This is a genomic window from Bradyrhizobium diazoefficiens USDA 110 (assembly GCF_000011365.1).
Taxonomy (GTDB): Bacteria; Pseudomonadota; Alphaproteobacteria; order Rhizobiales; family Xanthobacteraceae; genus Bradyrhizobium; species Bradyrhizobium diazoefficiens.
The window spans coordinates 7,169,332-7,184,230 of sequence record NC_004463.1 but is presented as its reverse complement, the minus strand read 5'-3'; the positions used below and the strand labels follow the sequence as shown (position 1 = coordinate 7,184,230).

18 protein-coding genes and 1 other RNA gene are annotated in these 14,899 nt (G+C 63.7%); 11 read left to right on the top strand and 8 right to left on the bottom strand.

The genetic code is table 11. From position 1 onward, the window contains the following. The first annotated feature begins 262 nt into the window (after positions 1-262). From BJA_RS33055 to BJA_RS33045, 3 genes are all read left to right on the top strand, one after another. Positions 263-634 (top strand): cupin domain-containing protein, encoded by a 372-nt coding sequence (locus BJA_RS33055; protein WP_038966471.1) that lies wholly within the window; start codon positions 263-265, stop codon positions 632-634. A 16-nt stretch (positions 635-650) separates the two neighbouring features. Beyond that, positions 651-833 carry a Rid family hydrolase gene (locus tag BJA_RS33050; protein ID WP_011089268.1) on the top strand — a complete coding sequence of 61 codons (183 nt, stop codon included), beginning with the start codon at positions 651-653 and terminating at the stop codon, positions 831-833. Positions 834-1,053: 220 nt separating this feature from the next. Then, complete coding sequence (locus tag BJA_RS33045) at positions 1,054-1,539, top strand: YkgB family protein (protein WP_011089267.1); 486 nt, start codon at positions 1,054-1,056, stop codon at positions 1,537-1,539. Between the two features lie 15 nt (positions 1,540-1,554). On the opposite strand, the gene BJA_RS33040 is transcribed toward BJA_RS33045, so the two are convergent. Next, complete coding sequence (locus BJA_RS33040) at positions 1,555-2,052, bottom strand: GNAT family N-acetyltransferase (protein WP_038966472.1); 498 nt, start codon at positions 2,050-2,052, stop codon at positions 1,555-1,557. Between the two features lie 175 nt (positions 2,053-2,227). Here BJA_RS33040 and BJA_RS33035 point away from each other — a divergent pair, with 175 nt between their 5' ends. Both BJA_RS33035 and BJA_RS33030 read left to right on the top strand, forming a co-directional pair. After that, on the top strand, positions 2,228-2,491 hold the full coding sequence (locus tag BJA_RS33035) for a hypothetical protein (protein WP_038966475.1): 264 nt from the start codon (positions 2,228-2,230) through the stop codon (positions 2,489-2,491). Between the two features lie 177 nt (positions 2,492-2,668). Continuing rightward, positions 2,669-3,424, top strand: a complete 756-nt coding sequence (locus tag BJA_RS33030) for an outer membrane protein (RefSeq protein ID WP_038966473.1) — start codon at positions 2,669-2,671, stop codon at positions 3,422-3,424. A gap of 311 nt (positions 3,425-3,735) precedes the next feature. On the opposite strand, the gene feoB is transcribed toward BJA_RS33030, so the two are convergent. The 7 genes from feoB to ssrA all read right to left on the bottom strand — a co-directional run bounded on the left by feoB (position 3,736) and on the right by ssrA (position 9,286). Further along, the gene (gene feoB, locus BJA_RS33025; protein WP_011089263.1) at positions 3,736-5,607 is read right to left on the bottom strand and encodes a ferrous iron transporter B; all 1,872 of its coding nucleotides are present in this window, start codon (positions 5,605-5,607) and stop codon (positions 3,736-3,738) included. Between the two features lie 49 nt (positions 5,608-5,656). Next, the gene (locus BJA_RS33020) at positions 5,657-5,932 is read right to left on the bottom strand and encodes a FeoA family protein (RefSeq protein WP_011089262.1); all 276 of its coding nucleotides are present in this window, start codon (positions 5,930-5,932) and stop codon (positions 5,657-5,659) included. A gap of 116 nt (positions 5,933-6,048) precedes the next feature. Then, positions 6,049-6,300, bottom strand: coding sequence for a ribbon-helix-helix domain-containing protein (locus tag BJA_RS33015; RefSeq protein ID WP_011089261.1), 252 nt, complete (start codon positions 6,298-6,300; stop codon positions 6,049-6,051). Then, positions 6,297-6,485 carry a DUF4169 family protein gene (locus BJA_RS33010; RefSeq protein WP_011089260.1) on the bottom strand — a complete coding sequence of 63 codons (189 nt, stop codon included), beginning with the start codon at positions 6,483-6,485 and terminating at the stop codon, positions 6,297-6,299. The genes BJA_RS33015 and BJA_RS33010 overlap by 4 nt, the downstream gene beginning before the upstream one ends. A 276-nt stretch (positions 6,486-6,761) precedes the next feature. Beyond that, positions 6,762-8,195, bottom strand: coding sequence for a class II fumarate hydratase (gene fumC / locus BJA_RS33005; RefSeq protein WP_011089259.1), 1,434 nt, complete (start codon positions 8,193-8,195; stop codon positions 6,762-6,764). A gap of 90 nt (positions 8,196-8,285) precedes the next feature. Further along, positions 8,286-8,804, bottom strand: a complete 519-nt coding sequence (locus BJA_RS33000; RefSeq protein WP_011089258.1) for an SspB family protein — start codon at positions 8,802-8,804, stop codon at positions 8,286-8,288. Between the two features lie 114 nt (positions 8,805-8,918). Then, positions 8,919-9,286: a transfer-messenger RNA gene (gene ssrA, locus BJA_RS32995) on the bottom strand. An 83-nt stretch (positions 9,287-9,369) separates the two neighbouring features. Between ssrA and BJA_RS32990 the strand changes: the two genes are divergently transcribed. From BJA_RS32990 to BJA_RS32965, 6 genes are all read left to right on the top strand, one after another. After that, positions 9,370-9,885 (top strand): chromate transporter, encoded by a 516-nt coding sequence (locus BJA_RS32990; protein ID WP_011089257.1) that lies wholly within the window; start codon positions 9,370-9,372, stop codon positions 9,883-9,885. Beyond that, positions 9,882-10,412 (top strand): chromate transporter, encoded by a 531-nt coding sequence (locus BJA_RS32985; protein ID WP_011089256.1) that lies wholly within the window; start codon positions 9,882-9,884, stop codon positions 10,410-10,412. The genes BJA_RS32990 and BJA_RS32985 overlap by 4 nt, the downstream gene beginning before the upstream one ends. Before the next feature lie 94 nt (positions 10,413-10,506). Next, complete coding sequence (locus BJA_RS32980) at positions 10,507-11,268, top strand: tripartite tricarboxylate transporter TctB family protein (RefSeq protein WP_011089255.1); 762 nt, start codon at positions 10,507-10,509, stop codon at positions 11,266-11,268. A 7-nt stretch (positions 11,269-11,275) separates the two neighbouring features. After that, positions 11,276-12,790, top strand: coding sequence for a tripartite tricarboxylate transporter permease (locus tag BJA_RS32975; RefSeq protein WP_027544749.1), 1,515 nt, complete (start codon positions 11,276-11,278; stop codon positions 12,788-12,790). Positions 12,791-12,953: 163 nt separating this feature from the next. After that, positions 12,954-13,934: a tripartite tricarboxylate transporter substrate binding protein BugD gene (locus tag BJA_RS32970; protein WP_011089253.1), complete on the top strand. Its 981-nt coding sequence runs from the start codon at positions 12,954-12,956 to the stop codon at positions 13,932-13,934. A gap of 169 nt (positions 13,935-14,103) precedes the next feature. Continuing rightward, positions 14,104-14,898, top strand: coding sequence for a thymidylate synthase (locus tag BJA_RS32965; protein ID WP_011089252.1), 795 nt, complete (start codon positions 14,104-14,106; stop codon positions 14,896-14,898). Position 14,899 lies beyond the last annotated feature (1 nt).

The following is a 14,899-nucleotide window of genomic DNA, read 5'->3' as shown; positions in this document are numbered from 1 at the left end:
GAACGGGCAAGAAACTTTCTTGAATGACTGTTCAGGTCGGTTGCATTCAGGAACATCATCGAAGCAGCCAGATGGAACTGCGTCAGGCGAGTCCCTCTGTTCCAAGTGGTCCCATGACACGAGGCTTTGAACGGGGCTGTCGCATATGAGGCAGAATGCTGTGAGAGCGGTTCAGCCTTCAACCTTGTCGCTTCAGGCATTCCATTGTCGTTCACCGCGATCTGGCGCGACGGCTGCAACTCTCGAACGAGACAGGTGCTCCATGGATGAACGTACCGACGCTCAGGCGAGCGCTCAACAAGCAGGGTTTGCCGGTGTTACGCGCAAGGTTCTCGAACGTCTGCCATTGCCGGGCAATCAACAGGAACTCATGGTCGTCGAGGTCACCTATCCGCCGGGTGGCGTCGCGCCGCTTCACCGGCATCCCGTTGCGGGCGCGATCTACATCGTCGAAGGTGTCGCCGAGTCCGCTTATGGCGGCGACGAACCGCGACAGTACCGGGCGGGCGAGACGTTGCAGGATCGGGCGGATCTTCCACACACCCTGTTTCGCAATTGTGATCCGGAACGTCCGCTCTGTTTCCTGACCATCTACGTGCTCGAACCCGGACGCTCCTACACGCTGGAGCCGTGAGGGGGCTGGCGCCGATATGCGGCATGTCGTCCGTACCGTGGTGTACGTGATCGATATGGCGGACACCGAGCATGTGGCGCGCGCCCACTCTGAAGCCTTCGATGCGGTGCGCCCGGCCAGCACGCTCGTCCAGGTCAGCGCCCTGACGCCGACATCGGCCCGCGTCGAGATTGAAGTGGTGGCAATCATCTCGGCCTGACGGGCCTCGCGCCGCTTGGGCGCTGCGATCCGTCGCGGAGCGCTGCTGGTAGCTTCTCGGAATTGCCTTCGATCATGGCGCCGACACACGCCGTTGCACGCACCTGTGATCAGTGGAACTCCGGATGCAGGTAACGGCGGAAGGATCTCTTCGTACAGCTTTCAGCGAACGTATTTTCTTCGCACGCTGATGGACGCGCATTCCGGGGAGAGATCGTCACATGATGGAATTCAACGTTGCCGAGAATGGTGGAGGTTCGTATCGTCCGCTCGCCATTCTCCGCTGGGTCATGGTGGTCATATTCGTGTCCTTCGGAATGCAGAAATTCACACTGCAATCCGCGCAGGGCATCGCGCAGTTCATCACCAACAGTCCGTTCATCTCCTGGCTGTCGATCTTCGGCCTGAGGGGAGAGGCCTATGTTCTCGGTGTTGCCGAATTCGCGATTGCGGCGCTGCTGGCGGCAGGTAGCTTCAGCCCGGTCTTGTCCGCCGTCGGCTCATTCATGGGCGTGGTGACCTTCGCGATCACATGGTCGTTCTTCTTCACGACGCCGGGCGTCGTCACATGGAGCCTGTCATCCGATCCCATGGCGTGGAATCTGACCGGCGAGTTCCTGTTCAAGGACATCGTCTTGCTGTGCGTCTGCGCCGTTCTGTTTCTGGCCTCATTGCCGCGATCGGCCATTCGGCTGCGCACCGGCTGAGCGTTGGGGCGTCGCTCACCGCCGGATCCGGTAGATCACGACGTCCTCGCCGTGATGCGTCGTGCTCTTCTCCAGAATGTAATTGGATTTCTCTAGGACGCGGCGCGACGCGCCATGTTCGACGAAGACCAGGCCGATGAGCGACGGCAGCGCGAGTTGCGACAGCCCGATATGCGTCAGCGCCGCGGCGGTCTCGCTCGCAAATCCTTGGCCCCAGAGGTCGCGTTTGAACGTATAGGCAATCTCGATCTCGTCGATACCATCAACGAGGATGTGCCTGATCCCCGCCCGTCCGGCGAATGCTCCGTCTCTCGTTCGCAGCACCCAGAGCCCGAAACCGTGCCGGTCCCAATGGGCCATGTTGACGGCGAGATAAGTCTTCGTCGCCTCCGCCGAACGGACACCGCCGAGATAGCGGGACACGTCGGGATCGAGATGGAGTGTGACGAGGTCGGCGAGATCATCGTCGCGCAGTTTCTCGGAGGTCAGTCTGTTGGTGCGGAAGTGATCCAATGAGGTTAGCGGCGTTCGAAGTGAGCATCGATTGTTGCGCCGACGATGCCGTCCTGCCGACGTCTTACTCAACCTCCCGATCGCCGGTGTGACGCGCGGGGTTTGATCTGCATCAAATACGCGGATGACGATCGCGCCACAACCCGACTTCGAGGCTCACAGGTTGACAGGTGCGATGATCCCGACTTGGTACGTCAGCTTTGAAATTCGACAACGTGGCGTTTTGCCGAGGCAGCGCAGTCCGCGCGAGACGCGGACGTTCGCGACCGAGGACGAAGCCAAGTTGTTCGCGCGCGCGAAGCTCGATGAAGGCCTTTCTGTTTTTGCAGGTACGATCAATCCTCACGTTCCGAGGCGGCTCATTCCGGCGCCAGATATCCATGCGTGGCTCAACGATGACGGCGGCTCTCTACCGTCAGAAGCGTCGGGCATCGATTAAGCACGCTACAGTGCATAGAGATGGCGCTTGGGTGTTGCCATTTTGATACGGGCTTCAGGACTCCTGCCCGCGTAAAGTTCCTCACATTCGCGAACCTTATGCACCTGGTCAGCATGGGTGCTCATTTCTGGACGAGACAGCGAATTTGAACGAAAGAGCAAAAAAGGGGACGAGACCATGAGGAAGTTTTCGACTGCTGCGATCGGCTTCGTGGCACTGAGTATGGCGGCTCCGGCCATGGCGGCCGACATGGCCGTCAAGGCGCCGCCGCCGGCACCAGTGGTGGCGGTCTACAACTGGAGCGGATTCTACATCGGGGCCAACGGTGGCTGGGGGCAAAGCCATGGTTGCGTCGACTTCGTAACGCCCGCTGGGACGGTAGCAGGTGGCTGCGCCGATCGCTCCGGTGGTCTTGCGGGTGGACAGATCGGGTACCGCTGGCAAACCAATCAGTTTGTGCTTGGTCTGGAAGCTCAGGGCGATTGGGCCGAGATCAAGAACACGCGCGTCAGCCTGATCGATCCGTTGATCTCGACCACAGGCAAGACCGACGCCATTGGGCTGTTCACAGCCCAGCTCGGTTGGGCATGGAACGCTTCGCTGTTCTACGTGAAGGGCGGCGCTGCCGTGACCCGCAATCGATTCGATATATTCAACAACGTCACCGGCGTCGGACTGGCTTCAGCAGGTCACACGCGCTGGGGCGGCGCCCTGGGTGTCGGCTGGGAATATGGTTTTGCGCCGAACTGGTCGGCCGGTATCGAGTACGACCATCTCTGGATGGGACGCGACAATTTCGGCTTCGCAGGCGTGGTCACGCCCGGCGGGTTGACGCTCACCGGCAGCGGGATCAGCCAGGATGTGGACATGGTTACGCTTCGGTTGAACTACCGCTTCGGTGGTTTCGGTGCTCCGGTCGCTGCTCGCTATTGAGTGTGTGTGTCTTCCCGGTGAACTCAGGCCCCGGCATCGACCGGGGCCTTTTCATGGGAAGCCGAAGAAAACGATGGAGGTCCGGCATCAGTTCCTGCGATGTCGCAAGGCCAGGCGCGAGTGAATTGTGCGGACTTGTCGAGGATGCGGGCCGCGATCAATCGTTGGCGGACGCTTCCCGATGGTGTCATCATGCCGGTGTTTTGCCCGACGGGTCAAGCGAATTCGGATAATTCGTAAGCCATTGATTTCACGACCCCGTCTACTGTGCATGGGGTTGTTTTCGCAGTTTTTAGTTTCGAGAGGGGACTCTATCCCGCCCCCAACGCCACCGCGACGTTGTACGTCACGAGGCTCGCGGCATAGGCCAGCACCAGCATGTAGCTGAAGGTCACCGCCATCCATCGCCAGCTTCCGGTCTCGCGCCGGATCACGGCCAGCGTCGAGGCGCATTGCGGGGCGAAGATGTACCAGGCCAGCATCGACAGCGCGGTGGCGAGCGACCATTTCGTCGCCAGCACCTGGCCGATCTGCTCGGCCGCTTCCTTGCCGCCTTCGATCGCATAGACCGTGCCGAGCGCTGCGACCGCGACCTCGCGCGCCGCCATGCCCGGGATCAGGGCGACCGCGATCTGCCAGTTGAAGCCGACGGGGGCGAGCAGCGGCTCGAGCGCCTTGCCGATGATGGCGGCGAGGCTGAAGTCGATGCCGGGCTCGGTCGCGCCCGCCGGCGGCTGCGGGAACGAGGCCAGGAACCAGATCAGCACCATCATCGAGAAGATCGTGGTGCCGGCGCGGTGGAGGAACATCTTGGCCCGCGTGTAGACGCCGATCGCGATCGATTTCAGCCGCGGCATCTTGTAGTCGGGCAGCTCCAGCATGAATGGCGCCGGCGCGTAGTCGCGCAGCATGAAGAACTTGATCAGGAACGAGACGGCAAGCGCGCTGATGATGCCAGCGGCGTAAAGGCCGAACATCACGAGGCCCTGGAGGTTGATGAAGCCCCAGACGTCCTTCGCCGGAATGAAGGCCGAGATGATCAGCGTGTAGACCGGGATGCGCGCCGAGCAGGTCATCAGTGGCGCGATCAGGATCGTGGTCAGCCGGTCGCGCTTGTTGTCGATCACGCGCGTCGCCATGATGCCGGGAATGGCGCAGGCAAAGCTCGACAGCAGCGGGATGAAGGCGCGGCCGTGCAGGCCGGCGCCGCCCATGATGCGGTCCATCAGGAACGCGGCGCGCGCCATGTAGCCGAAATCTTCCAGCAGCAGGATGAACAGAAAGATGATGATGATCTGCGGCAGGAACACGATCACGCTGCCGACGCCTGAGATCACGCCGTTCTGGAGGAAGCTCTGGAGCAGGCCGGCGGGCAGGGTGGTGTGCACGAACTCGCCGAGCGCGTCGAAGCCGGAATTGAGCAGCTCCATCAGCGGCTGCGCCCAGGCGAACACCGCCTGGAACATCACGAACAGGATCAGCGCCAGCACGATGAGGCCGCCGACGGGATGCAGCACCACCGCGTCGATCCGCGCGGTCCAGGTGTCAGGCCGGCTCGGCAGGCTGACGCAGTCGGCGATGATGCGGTCGGCCTCGCGCTGGGTGGAGCGCAATTCGCCGACGCTGAGCGCGCGCCAGGTGTTCTCCGCAGGCTCGGTGGCGAGCCTGGCCGAGATCTCGTCGGTCAGCGTCAACAGATCGGCCGTGCCGCCCTTGCGCACCGCGATCGAGGTGACCACGGGCACGCCGAGCTCCTTGGCGAGCCGCTCGACGTCGACCGTGATGCCGCGGCGCGCGGCGATGTCGAACATGTTGAGCACGAGGATCATCGGCCGGCCGGTGCGCTTGAGCTCCAGCAGCAGGCGGATGGTCAAGCGCAGATTGGTGGAATCGGCCACGCACAGCACGAGGTCGGGCACGGTCTCGCCAGAGGCCTTGCCGAGCACGAAGTCGCGGGTGATCTCCTCGTCCGGGCTGCGGCCGCGCAGCGAATAGGTGCCGGGCAGGTCGACCACCGAGACCTGGCGTCCCTGGGGCGTGACGAAGAAGCCTTCCTTGCGCTCGACGGTGACGCCCGGATAGTTCGCGACCTTCTGCCGGCTGCCGGTCAGGGCATTGAACAGCGAGGTCTTGCCGCTGTTTGGCGTGCCGACCAGGGCGAGATGCAGGAGGGGTGCTTCCATGATTTTCAACGATCTGGGATCAAAGGCCTGAGGTCAGGGGGCGGCCGCCTCAGGCGACGATGATGGCCATGGCTTCGCGCCGACGGACCGCGATCGTGATGCTGTCGACCCGCACGGCGATGGGATCGCGCCCGACCAGCCCCTCATGCAGGACCTCGACCCGGGCCCCCTCGACGAAGCCGAGTTCGATCAGCCGGCTCTCGAGCTCGATGTCCGAGAGCGCCGAACCGGTGTCCCTGGCGGACAGGTGCTGGATGACGCCGGTGTAGCCGCGCAGGGCCAAACCCAGCGGCATGTGAGGGCGCGTATCATTGGTGTCGGTCATGCCCTGTATTTTCAACGCAGGGCATTGAGGTCAAGCGCGCTTGCTCGCCGGAAGCTGCACCTTAGAGTGATTTTAAAGTGCGAACGCCCCGACGCGCCGAAAAGACGCCTTGCCGGCTATTGGGCCGGGACCTTGTCCGGCTGGACGGCCATGGCGCGGCTCTTGAAGTAGTCCAGCACGAACAGGCGGATCGCCGAGGACAGATTGCCCTGCTGGCGGTTGCCGTCGATCTCGCCGACGAGCTCGGACAGCGTCATGTTGCGCAGGCCCGAAATCTCCTTCATGCCGTTCCAGAACGCCTCTTCCAGGCTGACGCTGGTCTTGTGACCGGCGACGACGATCGATCGTTTCACGACGGGCGACTTCATGGCTGCTCCTCGCGATCGATCTGATGCTTGTCCAGGTGCTCCTTCGCCCTGTCCGCGCGCGTCTCCTCCGCCGACCGCTCCGCCTTCGTGCGGCCGAACTTCGCTCGATTGGCGTCCGCCTGCTTCGCCGAGGCTTCCCGCTCGGCGCGCTTCCGGAAACGATTCAGGTTGATGACGTTCCCCATGCCGCGTCTCCATCATCCGATCCTCTTCAGGCAGGATGAAACATTCAGAAACAGGGGGCCGCGTCGCGCCCCACAAGACTTGATTGTCATTTGCTCGTCCTCGTCAATCGGCCCCTTGGGCCATCAAACGATGAATTTCGCCCCGCCAAGGGCAGAATAGCTGCGTAGCACGCCGTCTTTCCGGAACATTGACGGTAATCAAATCCTGTCCTTTAAGCCTTACAATTATGAGCTTTTTGGCTCCGTATCATTACGGATGACTATCGGAATTAGGAATTACCCCGGTTTCGTCATCTTCTCCGGCTGCACCAAACGGTCGAACTCGTCCGCTGTGACGAAGCCGAGCCGCAGCGCTTCCTCCTTCAGCGTGGTGCCGTTGGCATGCGCCGTCTTCGCGACCTTGGCGGCGTTGTCGTAGCCGATCTTCGGTGCGAGCGCGGTCACCAGCATCAGCGAGCGCTGCATCAGCTCACTTATGCGCTTTTCGTCGGCGCGGATGCCGCTGACGCAATGTTCGGTGAAGGAGCGCGCGGCATCGGCCATCAGGCGGATCGAGTGCAGCATGTTGTAGGCCAGCACGGGCTTGTAGACGTTGAGCTCGAAATGGCCCTGGCTGCCGGCGACCGTGATCGCGGTGTGATTGCCGAACACCTGGCAGCACACCATGGTCATCGCCTCGCACTGCGTCGGATTGACCTTGCCCGGCATGATCGACGAGCCCGGTTCGTTCTCCGGCAGGATCAGCTCGCCGAGCCCTGAGCGCGGACCCGATCCGAGCAGGCGGATGTCGTTGGCGATCTTGAACAGGCCTGTCGCGACCGAACTGATGGCGCCGTGCGCCAGCACATAAGCATCGTTCGAGGCCAGCGCCTCGAATTTGTTGGCGGCGCTGGTGAAGGGCAGTTTGGTGATTCCGGCAACGTGCTTTGCGAACAGTCTTGCAAAGCGCGGCTTCGCGTTGAGGCCGGTGCCGACGGCGGTGCCGCCCTGCGCCAGCGGATAGAGCTCCTTCACCGCGACCTTCAGTCGCGCGATCCCGCTTTCGACCTGCGCGGCATAGCCGGAGAATTCCTGGCCGAGCGTCAGCGGCGTCGCGTCCTGGGTGTGGGTGCGGCCGATCTTGACGATCTTGGCGAACTCCTTCTCCTTCTTGCGCAGCGCGCGGAGCAGTTCGCCAAGGGCAGGAACGAGATCGGCGGTGATGCGGCTCGCCGCCGCGATATGCATTGCGGTGGGAAAAGAGTCGTTCGACGACTGGCTCATGTTGACGTGATCGTTCGGATGCACCGGCTTCTTGGCGCCGAGCTCGCCGCCGAGCAGCTCATTGGCGCGGTTGGCGATCACCTCGTTGAGGTTCATGTTGGTCTGCGTGCCCGAGCCGGTCTGCCACACGACGAGCGGGAAATGATCGTCGAGGCTGCCGTCGATCACCTCGCGCGCGGCGCGGATGATGGCACTGGCGCGGCGCTGGTCGAGCAGGCCGAGCTCGCGGTTGGACTGCGCCGCGGCGAGCTTGACGATGCCGAGCGCATGCACGAGCGAGATCGGCATGCGATCCGTGCCGATGCGGAAATTCTGCCGCGAACGTTCGGTCTGCGCGCCCCAATAGCGATCGGAGGGGACCTCGATGGGACCGAAACTGTCGGTCTCGGTGCGGGTCGCGGGGCGAGCGGTCTTCGTGCGTGCAGATTTGGCCATGAGCACATCCATTCCGCCGCGCGAAATGCCGCGCGGCCTCTTCATGTGCTCCTCTATATAGGCAGTTTGGCCGGACGCGACGGTCTCGCGCGGTAGCCTAGATCATTTCTTGCGGAAACGATCGAGCCGCACGACTTCGGCGCCGCCCTGGCTCGGCGGGGTCGGCTCTTCCGCGGTCTCCGCCTTGTCCGTGGCGGGCGTGGGCACCGACAGGGCCGAAGGGGCAGGGGCCGCGGGCAACGTCTCGGGCGCGACCTCGGCGACATCGGACGTGTCGAACTGGAGGCCGAACTTCACGGACGGATCGAGGAAGCTCTTGATGGCGCTGAACGGCACCACCAGCCGCTCCGGAATGCCGCCGAACGACAGGCCGACCTCGAAGCGGTCCTCGAGCACGGTCAGATCCCAGAACTGATGCTGCAGGATGATCGTCATCTCTTCCGGATATTGCGCCAGGAGCCGCGACGACAGCTTCACGCCCTCGGCCTTCGACACGAAGGTGATGAAGAAATGATGCTCGCCCGGCAGTCCATGCGACGCGGCGTCGGTCAGCACCTTCCGCAGCACGCCGCGCAGCGCGTCGCGGGCCAGCACATCGTATCGGATATGATCGGTCGCCATGGTGGTCATGTTGCATTCCAGGAGTTGGGCCCTGCCGGCCCGACTCGCCAAGCCGCAATAGTACCGCGCCTGACGGGTCAGCAGGAGTCCCCGTGGGGGAGGAAATCGAAGGTAAGTGGAGGCTTCTGTTGCCAGGTGCCTCCGAACCCCGCCTAACGGAGCTTAACCCGTTAGGACTTTAAGATGGTCTTTCAAACTGCGTTACGCAGCCTGAGCAACCGGAGCAAAGTTGTCGTTGGCAACTATTGCAGTAGCCCGATAACGGCGGAACAATACCGGGAAAAAGCACGCCCTTTACGCCCTCGTCGATCCTATTTCGCCCCCGCCAAAACCCGCTTCTAGGGCTAGCCCGCTGGTGGGCTTTGGTGGAGGCGCCGGGTACCGCCCCCGGGTCCGAATGGTTTATTACGACGACCGTTTATTTCCATAGCCGGCGAACCGGCACCCCCAATATAGGGGGCAAAGGTTTAGAAAGACAGGGGTTTGGCGCGGCATGGCGCGGTTCCCTTTGGATAGGTTCCGGATAGCCTTGGCCTCGCGGCGGCCCTCGTTCTAAGCTCCTGACATGTCCCCGGATTCAGCACCGGCCGCCCAAGAGCCGGATCGTGCCGCGACCAGCGGCCCTCCGCCCAGCCTGGCCGCGCTGTTCGTCGCCTTCGCCCGGATGTCCCTGGCCGGTTTCGGCGGGGTTCTGGTGTTCGCCCGGCGGGCGATCGTCGAGCAGCACCGCTGGATGACGGCGGACGAGTTCAACGAAACCTTCGCGCTCTGCCATTTCCTGCCCGGGCCCAACATCGTCAATCTGTCGATGGTCTTTGGCGCGCGGCTGCGCGGGATCGCGGGCGGCGTTGCCGCCTTTACCGGGCTGCTGCTGCCGCCGACGCTGATCATGACCGTGCTTGCGATCATCTACGCCCGGTTCGGCGATGTGGAGGTGCTGCGCCGCATCCTCGCAGGCATCTCCTGCGCGGCGGTCGGCCTCCTCGGCGTGCTTCGCCTGCCGCTCCAGGCGGTGCTGCTGGTCGCGATCCCCGTGAGTGTCGGCGCCACCTTCCTCCTGCGGCGGAAGGTAGCAGCGTGAACGCCGAGAACCCGATCTGGGCGTTGATCTCCACCTTTGCGCTGATGTCGCTGTTCGCGGTCGGCGGCGCCGCGGCCGCGGTGCCCGAGATGCACCGTATCGCGGTCGATGTGCATCACTGGATGACCGACAAGCAGTTCACTGATGCCTATGCGATCGCGCAGCTCTCGCCAGGTCCGAACGTGCTTATCGTGACGTTAATCGGCTATGCCGTCGCCGGCATCCCCGGCGCGCTGGCAGCGACGCTGGCCATGTGCCTGCCGACCGCGCTGGTTGCCTACTATGTCAGCCGGCTCTTGAACCGGCCGAGCCAATCGCGCTGGCCCGGCCTGATCCAGGCTGCATTGGTTCCGCTCTCGATCGGATTGATGGCGGCGAGTGCCCTGATCCTGGCCAACGCGACCGATCGCACGATTGCTGCGGTGCTTCTGACCGCGATGGTTGCGGTGCTCGCAGCGGTCTCGCGCATCAATCCACTATGGCTCCTGCTCGCCGGGGGCTTGTTGGGTTTTGCTGGCATTGTGTAATGAAAATCGCTAGGCAGTGATCCGGGCGAGGGATCCATTTCCAGCCGATTAGAACAACACTGCGCGTGACTTACGGGTCGCGGAGGAGACATGCATGGCCGATACGATGGGCCACTCAGCGACAGCCACCCGAAACACCTCGGTGGCGATCGGTTTTTGTCTGCTGGCCGTTGCGCCGCAGATATTCGAATTCATCTGGTCGATCGGGACGATCTTTGGCTGGGGCGCGGGACGCGGCCCGGCCACCGTCCTGATCAACCACGCCACCGCGCTGGTCGCGGGCGCTCCCGCGGCACTGATCGGATCGGTCGGCGGTGAGACCAAGAAGGCGTCATCCGACGTGCTGCTGGCGCTGATCTATTCCTATCCGGTCTTTGCGGTGGCGATCGTCACGCTGTTCATGACCATCCGGTCGGCCCAGGATTATGTTGGCGGCGTCATCCTGATGGCGCTCGCGCTGTTCGCGCTGTGGGCCTCGAGCGATTTGCAGGGCATGCGCGGCTTCTCCTTCGGTGCGGGCACCGCGCCGCGCATGTTCGGCGGGCTGCTGGTCGCCTTGTCCGCCGGCATTGCCTTGACCGGCCTTCTGACCGATGGGCCGGCGATGGCCCATTATTCCTGGCGCGGGCCGCTGTTCGTGATGGTCTCGATCGTGTTTTTCGCGCTCGCGATCCGGCCGCTGGGCCTCGTGGTCTCCGCCTTCGCGAGCTTCATGATCGCGGCGATGGGCTCGCATGAGACGCGCTGGCTGGAGGCTGCCGTCGTCGGCGCCTGCTTGACGCTCGGCTGCGCGCTGCTCTTCCCTTACGTGCTCGGGCTACCGATGCCGATGTTTCCGCGTTTCCTGATCCAGTGAGGGCGTGATGGATATTTTTGCCAACCTCGCCCACGGCTTCGCCGTCGCGCTCTCTCCGATCAACCTCCTGATGTGCCTGATCGGCGCCCTCGTCGGCACGCTGGTCGGCGTTCTCCCGGGCATCGGCACCATCGCCACCGTCGCGATGCTGCTGCCGATCACCTTCGGATTGCCGCCGGTCGGCGCGCTGATCATGCTCGCCGGCATCTATTACGGTGCGCAATATGGCGGCTCGACCACGTCGATCCTGGTCAACATACCCGGCGAGGCGACATCGGTCGTCACCGCCATCGACGGTCACCAGATGGCCAAGCAGGGCCGTGCCGGCCCCGCGCTGGCGATCGCCGCGATCGGCTCGTTCTTCGCCGGCTGCGTCGCGACCGTGCTCATCGCCGTGCTCGGCGCGCCGCTGACCAAGCTCGCGCTGGCGTTCGGCCCGGCCGAGTATTTCTCGCTGATGGTGCTCGGCCTGATCTTCGCGGTCGTGCTGGCCAAGGGCTCGGTGCTGAAGGCGATCGCGATGATCGTGCTTGGCCTGCTCATGTCGATGGTCGGCTCGGACATCGAGACCGGCGCTTCGCGCATGGCCTTCAACATTCCGGAGCTCGCCGACGGTCTCGGCTTTGCAACGGTCGCGATGGGCGTGTTCGGCTTTGCCGAGATCATCCGCAACCTCGACGCCGGCGCCGAGATGAACCGAGACCTCGTGCAGCAGAAGATCACCGGCCTGATGCCGACCAGGAAGGATCTGCGCGACTCCGCGCCTGCGATCCTGCGCGGCACCGTGCTCGGCTCGATCCTCGGCATCCTGCCGGGCGGCGGTGCCGTGATCGCGTCCTTTGCGGCCTATACGCTCGAGAAGAAGATCGCCAAGAACCCGTCGCGGTTCGGCCGCGGTGCGATCGAGGGCGTGGCGGCGCCGGAGAGCGCCAACAACGCGGCGGCGCAGACCTCCTTCATCCCGCTGCTCACCCTCGGCATCCCGCCGAACGCGGTGATGGCGCTGATGGTGGGCGCGATGACCATCCATGGCATCGTGCCGGGCCCGCAGGTGATGCAGAAGCAGCCGGATCTCGTCTGGGGCATGATCGCCTCGATGTGGATCGGCAACCTGATGCTGATCATCATCAATCTGCCGCTGGTCGGAATCTGGGTCCGCCTGCTGCGCGTGCCTTACCGGCTGATGTTCCCCTCGATCGTGATCTTCTGCGCGATCGGCATCTACTCGGTGAACAACGCACCGGTCGACGTCATCCTCGCCGGCGTGTTCGGTCTCGTCGGCTACTGGCTGATCAAGCACGATTTCGAGCCGGCACCGCTGCTGCTCGGCATGGTGCTCGGACCGCTGATGGAAGAGAACCTGCGCCGCGCACTGCTGATCTCGCGCGGCGACTGGAGCGTGTTCCTGACGCGTCCGTTGTCGGCGGTGTTGCTGGCGATCGCGGCGAGCCTATTGATCCTCACGGTGCTGCCCGCGCTGCGCGCCAAGCGCGACGAGGTGTTCACCGAATCCGAGAACTGATCGCGTCGGCGCGGCGCCCTGCGTCCGCGCGCCGCATTCGGAAGTCGAATCGACTTGTGTGATGTCTTCGTGAAATGAAAATGCCGGCCCTTGTGGCCGGCATTTTTGTTTGTGTCCCAAGGAGTCGACAAGGAACCGACCTGGGACCGACAAGGAGATCGACATGACCTTTATTCGCGCGCTCGCGGGCGCATGTGCCGCGGCTGCCGCATCGCTGTGCGCGTTTGTCGCACCGTCTCAGGCGCAGACCTATCCGACGCGCGGCATCACCATGATCGTGCCGTTCGCGGCCGGCGGCCCGACCGACGTGATCTCGCGCATCGTTACCGCGCACATGGCGCAGACGCTGGGGCAGAGCATCGTCATCGAGAACGTGGTCGGCGCCGGCGGCACCACCGCGACCGCGCGGGCCGCGCGCGCGGCCAATGACGGCTATACGCTGATCACGGGGCATATGGGCACGCATGCCGCATCCGTGCCGCTCTATCCGAAACTGGCCTATCATCCGGAGAAAGACTTCGAGCCGATCGCGCTGCTCGCGGGCACGCCGATCCTGATCCTGGCGCGCAAGGACTTTCCGCCGAAGGACCTGAAGGAGTTCGTCACCTACGTGAAGGCCAATGCCGAGAAGGTGAACGCGGCGCATGCCGGCGTCGGCTCGGTCTCGCACGTGTCCTGCGAGCTGTTGCACGCCATCCTCGACATCAAGCCGGTCGGCGTGCCCTTCAACGGCACCGGCCCCGCGATGAACGCGCTGGTGGCGGGGCAGGTCGACTACATGTGCGACCAGATCGTCAACGCCGTGCCACAGATCAACGCCGGCACCATCAAGGCCTATGCGATCGCAACGGCCGAGCGCAATCCGTCGCTGCCGAACGTGCCGACGACGACGGAAGCCGGCCTGCCTGCGTTCCAGGCCCAGGCCTGGAACGCGATGTTCGCACCGAAGGGAACTTCGCCGGCCATCGTGGCGAGCCTGAACGCCGCCGCCGTCAAAGCGCTCGAGGACGAGACGGTGAGGAAGCGCCTGCTCGAGCTCGGCAGCGTCATCCCGGGCCCAAAGGACCGGACGCCGGAGGCGCTCGCGACCCTCGTGAAGAACGAGATCGCGAAATGGACCCCGGTGCTCAAGCCGGCCAGTTAACCAGCACAATCAAGCCGATAGGCGGGGGCGGGACGCGAGTTCCGCCCCTTGCCGTTTGCACCGGAAACGCTCACTTTTTCCGGGTATAATCGGTGCAGGCAGCGAATCGCCGCTGTCGCAGCGCGGGGGTGGCCGCTAAGTTCGCGGCCTCCCCAAAGGCACACGACACATGCACCAGTATCAGGACCTGCTCGAGCGGATTCTTTCAGACGGCGCCGAGAAGACCGACCGGACCGGCACCGGCACGCTCTCGGTGTTCGGCCATCAGATGCGCTTTAATCTGTCGGCCGGCTTCCCGATGCTGACCACCAAGCGGCTGCCGCTGAAGGCGATCGTGCACGAGCTGTTGTGGTTCCTGAAGGGCGACACCAACATCAAATATCTGCGCGACAACGGCGTCACCATCTGGGACGAGTGGGCGGACGCCAATGGCGATCTCGGCCCGGTCTACGGTCATCAGTGGCGTTCCTGGCCCGCGCCGGACGGACGCAGCATCGACCAGATCGCCAACGTCGTCGACATGATCAAGCGCAATCCGGACTCGCGCCGCCTGATCGTCTCGGCCTGGAATCCGGCCGAGGTCGACAAGATGGCGTTGCCGCCGTGCCATTGCCTGTTCCAGTTCTATGTCGCCAACGGCAAGCTGTCGTGCCAGCTCTATCAGCGCTCGGCCGACGTATTCCTCGGCGTGCCCTTCAACATCGCCTCCTATGCGCTGCTCACCATGATGGTGGCGCAGGTCACGGGCCTCAAGCCCGGCGACTTCGTGCATTCGTTCGGCGACACCCATCTCTATTCCAACCATCTGGAGCAGGCGAAGCTCCAGCTCACGCGCGCGCCGCGTGCGCTGCCGGTGATGCGGATCAATCCTGACGTGAAGGACATCTTCTCCTTCCGCTTCGAGGATTTCGAGCTCGTCGGCTACGATCCGCACCCGCACATCAAGGCGGAAGTCGCGGTCTGAC